This is a genomic window from Undibacterium sp. TC9W, from assembly GCF_049339865.1.
GTDB lineage: Bacteria > Pseudomonadota > Gammaproteobacteria > Burkholderiales > Burkholderiaceae_D > Undibacterium.
In genome coordinates this window covers 1-228 of record NZ_JBMPPJ010000117.1, presented here as the reverse complement: position 1 = coordinate 228, position 228 = coordinate 1, and the positions used below count along the sequence as shown (strand labels likewise).

Below are 228 nucleotides of genomic sequence, written 5' to 3'. Positions count from 1 at the left end.
CAGAAAACGGTGTGAACCTGAATGCACAGTCCACAGCGACTGCAGTTGCTCGCGTTGTTACAGACACGATCAACCTGGGTACAGGTAACGATACACTGGTCACTTACGGTGCGATCAACCTGGCTGGCGCGCAATTGTCTGGTATTGAAAACATCACAGCCAATTCAGCAGTCGTCATCACCGCCAGCCAATACGCGGCATTAATCGCAGCGCGTGCCGCATTGAACC

1 protein-coding gene is annotated in these 228 nt (G+C 53.1%); it reads left to right on the top strand.

Features of this window, described 5'->3' with window-relative positions; all coding sequences use genetic code 11:
• Positions 1-11 precede the first annotated feature (11 nt).
• Positions 12-228: hypothetical protein (locus ACO0LN_RS30485; RefSeq protein ID WP_422980533.1), on the top strand; the 217-nt coding region annotated here is incomplete at its 3' end.